General features: G+C 50.0%; 9 protein-coding genes and 1 pseudogene. 9 read left to right on the top strand and 1 reads right to left on the bottom strand.

What is annotated here, in order from left to right; all coding sequences use genetic code 11:
- The 3 genes and pseudogenes from ACESNI_RS07525 to ACESNI_RS07515 all read left to right on the top strand — a co-directional run.
- Window positions 1-619: pseudogene (locus ACESNI_RS07525) on the top strand (2-oxoglutarate ferredoxin oxidoreductase subunit alpha); the annotation flags it as partial.
- Between the two features lies 1 nt (window position 620).
- Window positions 621-1,637 carry a 2-oxoacid:ferredoxin oxidoreductase subunit beta gene (locus ACESNI_RS07520; RefSeq protein WP_373085930.1) on the top strand — a complete coding sequence of 339 codons (1,017 nt, stop codon included), beginning with the start codon at window positions 621-623 and terminating at the stop codon, window positions 1,635-1,637.
- 87 nt (window positions 1,638-1,724) lie between these two features.
- Window positions 1,725-2,057, top strand: a complete 333-nt coding sequence (locus tag ACESNI_RS07515) for a TraR/DksA family transcriptional regulator (RefSeq protein ID WP_373085929.1) — start codon at window positions 1,725-1,727, stop codon at window positions 2,055-2,057.
- Between the two features lie 7 nt (window positions 2,058-2,064).
- On the opposite strand, the gene ACESNI_RS07510 is transcribed toward ACESNI_RS07515, so the two are convergent.
- Window positions 2,065-2,349 carry a DUF6460 domain-containing protein gene (locus ACESNI_RS07510; protein ID WP_373085928.1) on the bottom strand — a complete coding sequence of 95 codons (285 nt, stop codon included), beginning with the start codon at window positions 2,347-2,349 and terminating at the stop codon, window positions 2,065-2,067.
- 178 nt (window positions 2,350-2,527) lie between these two features.
- On the opposite strand from ACESNI_RS07510, the gene ACESNI_RS07505 reads away from it, so the two are divergent.
- From ACESNI_RS07505 to ACESNI_RS07480, 6 genes are all read left to right on the top strand, one after another.
- Entirely contained in the window at window positions 2,528-2,902 is a 375-nt protein-coding gene (locus tag ACESNI_RS07505; RefSeq protein WP_373085927.1) for a flagellar biosynthesis repressor FlbT, read from the top strand.
- Between the two features lie 351 nt (window positions 2,903-3,253).
- Window positions 3,254-4,057: a flagellin gene (locus ACESNI_RS07500; protein WP_373085926.1), complete on the top strand. Its 804-nt coding sequence runs from the start codon at window positions 3,254-3,256 to the stop codon at window positions 4,055-4,057.
- A 111-nt stretch (window positions 4,058-4,168) separates the two neighbouring features.
- A complete protein-coding gene (locus ACESNI_RS07495; RefSeq protein ID WP_373085925.1) occupies window positions 4,169-4,951 on the top strand; it encodes a DUF1217 domain-containing protein in 783 nt (260 codons plus the stop codon).
- Between the two features lie 292 nt (window positions 4,952-5,243).
- On the top strand, window positions 5,244-6,041 hold the full coding sequence (locus tag ACESNI_RS07490; RefSeq protein ID WP_373085924.1) for a flagellin: 798 nt from the start codon (window positions 5,244-5,246) through the stop codon (window positions 6,039-6,041).
- Window positions 6,042-6,107: 66 nt separating this feature from the next.
- Window positions 6,108-6,464, top strand: a complete 357-nt coding sequence (locus tag ACESNI_RS07485; protein WP_373085923.1) for a flagellar biosynthesis regulator FlaF — start codon at window positions 6,108-6,110, stop codon at window positions 6,462-6,464.
- 195 nt (window positions 6,465-6,659) lie between these two features.
- A complete protein-coding gene (locus ACESNI_RS07480; protein WP_373085922.1) occupies window positions 6,660-8,213 on the top strand; it encodes an acyl-CoA carboxylase subunit beta in 1,554 nt (517 codons plus the stop codon).
- Window position 8,214: the final 1 nt, after the last annotated feature.

The raw sequence follows: 8,214 nt of genomic DNA, 5'->3' as shown, positions 1-8,214 counted from the left end.
TGGGAATGCGGCCGAGCCGTGGCTCATCCCAAAGATATCGGAACGCACTCCATTTAAGGCGCACAAAGCAACCGACCCCGAGGGGTTCGCGCCTTATAACCGCGATCCAGAAACACTGGCGCGCCCATGGGCCACTCCCGGTATGGCCGGTTTTGAGCATCGGATCGGCGGGATCGAGAAAGAAGAAATTTCCGGAAATATCTCATACGAACCCGCAAACCATCAGCGGATGACCGATTTGCGACGGGATAAAATCCTCGGGATTGCAAAGGATATACCGCTGCAAACCATAGAGGTCGGTGATGAAACAGGAGAGCTTGCCGTTGTCGGCTGGGGTTCGACCTACGGGCCGATTAGCCGGGCCGTCACCAACAAAATCGCGAACGGCAAAAAAGTGTCCCATATTCATTTGCGACATATCTGGCCTCTTCCGAGAAACCTGGAAGAACTATTAAAGGGATTTGACAAGATCATCGTTCCCGAAATGAATGATGGGCAGCTTAAAACGGTGCTGCGGGACCAGTTCCTGATTGATGCCCGGCCGGTTACCAAAGTGACGGGACAACCCTTTAAGATATCTGAAATTGAAGGTGCCATTGACGTGGCGTTAGAGAGTTAATATGAATATCGCCCTTCCAAAAGAGAAACTAAAGCCCGCCGATTTTGCGTCGGATCAGGAAGTTCGCTGGTGTCCCGGCTGCGGCGACTACGCCATATTAAAAGCCGTTCAGCGTACGCTGCCCGATCTTGATACGCCCAAGGAAAATTACGTTTTTGTCTCCGGTATCGGCTGCTCGTCCCGTTTTCCCTACTATATGTCCACATATGGTTTTCACACCATTCATGGACGGGCCCCTGCCTTTGCCACTGGTATCAAGATCACCAATCCGGATCTTGATGTCTGGATGGTGACGGGAGATGGCGACGGCTTCAGTATCGGCGGCAATCATATGCTGCACGTGTTACGGCGGAATGTGAATATACAGATCCTGCTCTGCAATAATGAAATATATGGGCTGACCAAGGGGCAATATTCTCCAACCTCGGGCGTGGGACTGAAAACCCCCTCCTCTCCAGACGGATCGGTCGATACACCCCTGAAGCCACTCGTCTTTACCTTGGGCGCAGGCGCGCGATTTGCCGCCCGGGCGTATGATACGCAAAAAGCACTTCCTGAAATTCTAAAACGGGCCCATGCACATAAAGGCACGTCTATGGTTGAAATACTGCAGAACTGCATCGTCTATAATGACGCGGTTTTTGACAATGTTCTTGCCCGTAACGTTGCCGCCGAAAAACAGCTCCATGTCGAACATGGAAAGCCGTTGCTGTTTGGTGCCGATAAAAACAAAGGCATCCGGTTGAACACGAAAACCTTGACGCTTGAAGCGGTTACAATCGGTGAAAAGGATGTCACCGAGAGCGACATTCTCGTTCATGACGAAAAGAACCGTTCGCTGGCGACATTGCTGGCGGCAATGGATGGCGAAGAGCTGCCTGTGGCCTTTGGTGTAATCTATTGCGATCCGGCGGAAACCTACGAAGATGGCATAACTCGCCAGCTAGAGGCGGCAAAAAGTGCGAAGACCCCCTCTATTGATGCCCTTTTACGGCAGGGGCATACGTGGGAAGCCTGAGACTTTTCTGAGACATCAAACGCCCGCCCCGGGTTGAAAAGACAGCAAGTTATTGTGCTTTCTTGAAAGTTGTCTTAGCCTGCTTGAATGACCGACAAAACGACAAGGGAGATACTGCTGCGCCGCAGGCAAGAGTTACTGGCCATTATTGATGCCAGTAATGAAAGCAGCCGCCCTGTCGAACTCGATCAAACGCGTGTCGGCCGCCTGTCGCGCATGGATGCACTTCAAGGTCAGGCAATGGCGCAGGAGACGGAGCGCCGACGGCAGAATGAGCTTACCCGAATTGCCGCGGCATTAAAAAGGCTGGAAGACGGTGATTTTGGCTTATGCGTGCGTTGCGGGGAGGAAATTTCTGAAAAACGCCTCGCTCTGGACGCCAGTATCGCTGTGTGCATAGATTGCGCAAATCATCGTTAGCGTAGGATCATTCCTGCTTTTTCGAGGAAGTTCCCCCGCGGCGACTTTTCTTCTGAAGATAATTCAAGCCTGCCACAATTGCCCAGATCGGAACGACGATAACTGCGCCCAGTAGAATATAGTCTGCGGACCAACGTACTGTTTCCAATGCCATAGAATAAATCTGGCCTATGGTTCCTGACAGATCCTTGAGCAAATCAAGAGGGGTAATATCGAACAAGGTTAGTGCCCAGCCGACAATAAAAGACCCAACGATCAATTTTAGTATGAGGGAGCCTAAATTTTTTGGCATTGACAAAAGCTCCAACTCCCTTAAAAAAATGTAATAATGATACCCAGCTCAATCATACAGATCGCGATGACCCTCTGACCAGTAGAAATTTTGAATATCGCACAAACTGTAAACCTCTTTATACATTGCGCGACTGTTGCTTTAGTAAAATATATGTCCCTTTCAGGAGACAGGTTCAATGGCTTTAAAATTTCGGATACCGGCCGGTGAAAAAATTGTCGTCAATGGCGCTGTTCTGACGAATACCAGTAACAAGGCGATGCATTTTTCGCTGGAAAATGACGCCGCCATCATGCGTGAACGGGATATTCTGTTGCCCGAAAATGTCGTAACGCCCCTACAGAACGTGTATTTATATGTTCAACTGATGTATATTGAACCGGATAATCACACTTCCCATTACAAAAGCTTTCAGGACGCCGCGCAAGCGGCATTCCTTTCGACCCGGGACGACGGAGAGCGGGGCATCGTTTTTGAAGTCGTCGGGTTGGTCGGTGAAAAAAACTATTATTCTGCCTTAAAGAAATTGCAAAAAAGCATCAGCCTGGAGTAAACCGGCAATCCGCCTTCCTAGGCGGGTAACTATGCTATTAATTTTTTGCATGATTCACGTATTCACCAGATCTGCATATCTCCAAAATGGAGATTATCGACGTGTTTTTTTCTCTCATCGAAATTAAAATATATTCAGTTGGAATAGCAAAATTCCAGGAACTGCGCCTCATTGCGTCATCTGCCCGGCACCCGAGCAAGCTTTTTTAATCCCCTGAAACTCAAAAATATCACTCGTTAATCTTTTGTTAGGAAGTGTGGGTGATATTCGTCCCACGGTTTCGAAGTAGACCGGGGCTCAAAAGAGCTGATCTGTCGCAGATGCGACGTCTCTAGAATGAGGAAAATTATTATGTCGTCAATTAACACAAATCCCGGTTCAATGTCCGCTCTGCGTCTTCTTACCATGACGCAAAAATCACTTGCTCAGGTCCAGGATCAGCTTTCATCCGGCCTTAAAGTCAACAATGCGCAGGATGCTCCGGCAACATTTGTGATTGCTCAGGGCATGCGTGGCGATATTGGGGCTCTCAATGCCATCCGCGAAGGAATTGATTTTGGTATTGCGACAAACAGTATGGCTGTCGCCGGTGCAACGGCTATTTCTGATCAGTTGACCACACTGAAGGAACTTGCGACTCAGGCTAAAAATGACGGCCTTGATGGTACCGTTCTTCAAGCCCAGGTCACACAGGTTCTCGCCCAGATCGACACAATTGCAGGCACCTCTGCCTTCAACGGCGTTAATTTGCTGACGGCGACGGCGGCAACGCTGACGGTTCCGACAGGCTTGGCGGCAACGGATGTTATTTCTACCAGCAACACGGACTTGACCTCTGCGTCCGGGCTCAGCCTTGGTGCAATCGACGTCAGCGCTGACGCTGATGCCGCCTTGACAGCCATTGCCGCGGCAGAAACCATTGTCGGTAATGCCCTCGTCGCATTTGGTAACTTCGGTAATCGCCTGGATAGCCAGGGCGAGTTTACAACTCTTCTGACCGATACGATGAAGGAAGGGCTTGGAACACTCGTTGATGCCGATATGGCAGAAGTTTCTGCTCAATTAACTGCAATACAGACTAAAGAGCAGCTCAACATCCAGTCTCTGAGCATCGCCAATTCGGCGCCGCAGAGTATTCTGGCCCTGTTCCGCTAAAATTAGCTCATCACAGGGAAGGCGGCTTCACAAGCCGCCTTTTTCTGTTAACCGTTCGTTAATGGCTAATACAGTATACTAGCGTCGGAAAACTTTCATTTTGGGCTGGTTATGCAAGTATCAGGAAACAACAATTCGCTTTTATGGTATAAGCTCGCGACCGAGCTAAAAGACTCCCATATGAAGGCGTTCCAGGCTCAGCCGACTGTTTCCCGCGATTTGGCAAAGTTCAGGGAAAATATCACGGATATAAAATCCGTCGATGATCTCATGAAAAACCGGACAGTTTTAACGATGGTTTTATCTGCTTTTCAGTTGGAAAGTGAAATCGACAAAACCGCAATGGTCAAAAAGATCCTGACAGAAGACCCAGCCAGCAAAGACAGTCTTGTGAATAAACTGGTTGAACCTCGCTGGACTAAACTTGCGAGCGCGTTACACAGCCTCAACAGCGATCCGGACTTCTTTCAAAACCCGGACAATGTCGATGCTATCATCAATGGCTATAAAACAAACGAATATGAAAAATTTGAAGGCCAAAGGGCAGACGGCGTCCGCGAGGCAATGTATTTCAAACGGCTTGCGGGCAATGTGACGACTATCTCGCAAATAATGGCTGATAAAACATTGATGCATGTGGTCCGGGTCAGCTTGGGACTTCCGGAAAGCTTTCAGACTTTGGACTACAGCCAGCAAAAGGCCCGTCTTGAAAAGCAGGTCGATATTGACGATTTTACTGATCCGGAAAAAATTGACAAACTCATCCAGCGTTTTCTGATTTTTACCCAGATTAACAATACAGACCCTACAAGCAATCCCATATTGTCGCTTTTCCAGCCTGTTTCCAGTGATAATTTTGGGCCGCAGCCAATACAGATCGACTTGTCTGTCTAGAGTCTGTCGCATTCCCTCACCTTTCAATCCGCTCTCCGCTTTTTGGTGGCGGCTCCCTCCCAAAAAAGAAATCCCGCTCTTAGCCTTCTTTTGGGAAAAACTTGCTCCCAAAAGAAAAATATTCCTAGTTGAGTTATTCTCTACCCTACTACTCTGGGGGCGAAAACACTAAGGCAAGCGCCTGCTTCCTTGGGTTTTCCTTGGTTTTTTATATTGGCACAGCTCTTGCTTCTCTCCTGACAAGTGAATTTGCGATCGTTGATTGCACTGCAGATAAGGACAGGAGAATAGAATGACATTTTCAATCAATACCAATCCGACGGCAATGGCAGCCCTTCGCACTTTGTCAGCTACCCAGTCATCGCTAAGCCACACTCAGAGACAGGTCGAGACCGGTCTGAAAGTCGCGGAGCCCAAGGACAACCCGGCATCTTTTACAATTGCTCAGTCCATGCATGCCGATATTGCAAGTCTTGGCGCCGTTGAAGAGGGTCTTACGTTCGGCCAGGCAACAGTGAGCGTCGCAAATGCCGGCGCTTTACAGGTTTCGAATATCCTGATCGATATCAATGAAAAAGTAACTCAGGCCTTTAACGGCGGACTTGATGTCACTGTGCTTCAGAAGGAAGTTGATGCCCTGCTTGAGCAAATCACCTCTTTCGCAACGACCTCAACCTTTAATGGCGTCAATTTACTCGACGGTACCGGTGCTGACCTCGACGTACTAACCGGGCTCGGCGGTGTTACCCAGACCATTCCAGTACAGGATCTTACATTGGCAACCTTGGGTCTTGCGACCCTGGACCTGACAGATCCAGCGGCAGCACTCACCAGCGTTGACGCAGCAGAAACGCTTATTGGCAGTGTCATAACCACTCTCGGTACGGCGGCCAATAAACTCGATAGTCAGGCAGACTTTACACAACTGCTGACAGATAAGCTCAAAGAAGGTCTCGGCATTCTGGTTGACGCTAATCTGGCTGAGGCAAGTGCACAATTGCAAGCACTGCAGACAAAGGAACAGCTTGGCATACAGTCCCTGTCAATCGCCAACTCCCGGCCGCAGTCAATTCTAAAATTATTCCAGTGATAGTAAGAGTATCGTAACGATATTAGGGAATGATATCGAATTATCGCACTAGAATGAGATGTTAATATGTCTGTAGCTGCTTATCAAAAAGCCAACCAGAATACCGAAAACCCCAGGCAAACTGAATACCGGGCGTTCGCAATATTCACCCGTGCTATGGAAGAAGTTGACGTCGAAGACCAGATTGCAAAAATCAAGGTTATTGCCAATAACCGGCGCCTTTGGCTGACATTGCAAACTGACCTTATGACGGAGGGGAATGCTCTACCTGTCACCTTGAAGGCACAGCTTCTTTCCATCGCCATGTGGGTTGGTCGCTACAGCAGTGTGGCCATGAAAGGGGAAGCCTCCCTTGCGCCGTTAATAACTGTTAATAAGCAGATTATGGACGGCATGAAGGAAACGCGCAAAGTCAGCAGCTAGCTCTACAAACCCTGCGCCACTTTTGGCAGGATACCTCCCCCTGCCCTCATACACCTGTCGCCATCCCATAGCCCGGAGGAACAGGATACCCGCTCACCACACAATTAATATTCCGGCCCGTTCTAATTTTTCCGTTATGTGCATAAGAGACTACAGATATAGTAAAGCTTAAAGCACACAAAAAGGAATCGCGGCATGAGCTGGGAAAAAGACGTCAACGAAATAAAAAAAATGCGGATCTTGGCTCAGGAACTGGGTGGGAACGACGCCGTTGAAACGCATCATGCCAAGGGCCGGCTCACCATTCGCGAGCGCCTGGATCACCTGCTTGATAAAGACAGCTTTGCCGAACAGGGCCGATTGGCCGGCGCGGCCGAGCGGGATACAGATGGAAATCTGGTGTCGTTTTCTCCGGCTAACTATATTACCGGGTTTGGCGACATCGATGGTCGTCGGGTCGTCGTTGGCGGTGAGGATTTTACCTTGAAGGGCGGATCGCCCAATCAGGCGGGCCTTCGAAAAAGCATCTTCGCCGAAGAACTGGCATCACAATATCGTGCCCCTCTTGTCCGCCTGCTGGAAGGAGGAGGCGGTAGCATCGCAAAGGGAAAAGGGAACTCCGGCCCTGTCGGCAGCCCCGTCTATGAAACACCGAGGTTCCATTCAATTGCGCGTATATTGGGGCAAGTGCCCGTCGCATCGGCGGCGCTTGGGCCGGTGGCCGGGTTCCCGGCCGCAAGATTTGCGGCATCGCATTTTTCCGTTATGACGCGGGACACGGCGCAGCTCCTGATTGCCGGACCGGCACTGGTGGAGCGTGCATTGAATATAAAATTAACAAAAGAGGAACTTGGAGGCGTGCAAATTCATAGCCGTAATGCCGTTTCCGCCAATATTGCCACAAGTGAGATAGATGCTTTTGAGCAGATTCGACAGTTTTTGAGCTATTTACCGAGCAATGTCTGGGAATTGGCGGAGCAACGACTGAATGATGATCCTCCCGCCCGCGCAGACGAGGCACTGCTTTCCATCGTACCAAAAAATCGCAGATTGCCATTCAAGATGAGAAATCTCATTGAAATGGTTATAGACCGGGAAAGCTATTTTGAAATGGGAAGAGCATTTGGCCCCGGTTTAATTACTGCTTTTGGACGCCTCAATGGACTATCCGTCGGAATCATCGCCAATGACTGCTGGTTCTATGCGGGCGCCATGGGCGCGGACGCCGCGCAGAAGGTGCGACGGTTTATTGAACTTTGCGACACATTTCACCTACCCATCGTTAATTTTACGGATGAACCCGGCTTCATGATCGGACCGGACGCGGAGAAAAATGGCACGATAAAATATGGAACATCGGCGGTCGCAGCCGCAGTCATGTCCGTCGTCCCCTGGGCCACCATTGTTGTCAGAAAGGCATTTGGGGTCGCCGCCGCGGCCCATTTCAGCGATGGGGGCTATGTCCTCGCCTGGCCGAGTGCAGAAATGGGGGCCCTGCCCGTGGAAGGCGGTGTTGCAGTAGCCTATCGCCGTCAGTTGGCCGCAGCGGATGATCCCGAAAAACTGCGTCGAGAACTTGAAGAACAACTGGCGGCGCAACAGTCCCCATTCCCTCGGGCCGAGAACTTTAATGTTAATGACCTCATCGATCCGCGCGAAACACGGCCGGCTCTTTGTCAGTGGGCCGAATGGATCAGGCCAAACCTTGAAAGCCTGAAAGGCCCTGTCACTTTTTCATTTCGTCCCTAGG

This window comes from Sneathiella sp., from assembly GCF_041689005.1.
In the GTDB taxonomy this organism is placed as follows: domain Bacteria; phylum Pseudomonadota; class Alphaproteobacteria; order Sneathiellales; family Sneathiellaceae; genus Sneathiella.
The sequence above is the reverse complement of the archived record's forward strand: the minus strand, read 5'-3'. Positions and strand labels throughout refer to the sequence as shown.

Coding starts and splice junctions, on each gene's coding strand:
- ACESNI_RS07520 (WP_373085930.1), top strand. CDS start 621: ATGAATATCGCCCTTCCAAAAGAGAAACTAAAGCCCGCCGATTTTGCG.
- ACESNI_RS07515 (WP_373085929.1), top strand. CDS start 1,725: ATGACCGACAAAACGACAAGGGAGATACTGCTGCGCCGCAGGCAAGAG.
- ACESNI_RS07510 (WP_373085928.1), bottom strand. CDS start 2,349: ATGCCAAAAAATTTAGGCTCCCTCATACTAAAATTGATCGTTGGGTCT.
- ACESNI_RS07505 (WP_373085927.1), top strand. CDS start 2,528: ATGGCTTTAAAATTTCGGATACCGGCCGGTGAAAAAATTGTCGTCAAT.
- ACESNI_RS07500 (WP_373085926.1), top strand. CDS start 3,254: ATGTCGTCAATTAACACAAATCCCGGTTCAATGTCCGCTCTGCGTCTT.
- ACESNI_RS07495 (WP_373085925.1), top strand. CDS start 4,169: ATGCAAGTATCAGGAAACAACAATTCGCTTTTATGGTATAAGCTCGCG.
- ACESNI_RS07490 (WP_373085924.1), top strand. CDS start 5,244: ATGACATTTTCAATCAATACCAATCCGACGGCAATGGCAGCCCTTCGC.
- ACESNI_RS07485 (WP_373085923.1), top strand. CDS start 6,108: ATGTCTGTAGCTGCTTATCAAAAAGCCAACCAGAATACCGAAAACCCC.
- ACESNI_RS07480 (WP_373085922.1), top strand. CDS start 6,660: ATGAGCTGGGAAAAAGACGTCAACGAAATAAAAAAAATGCGGATCTTG.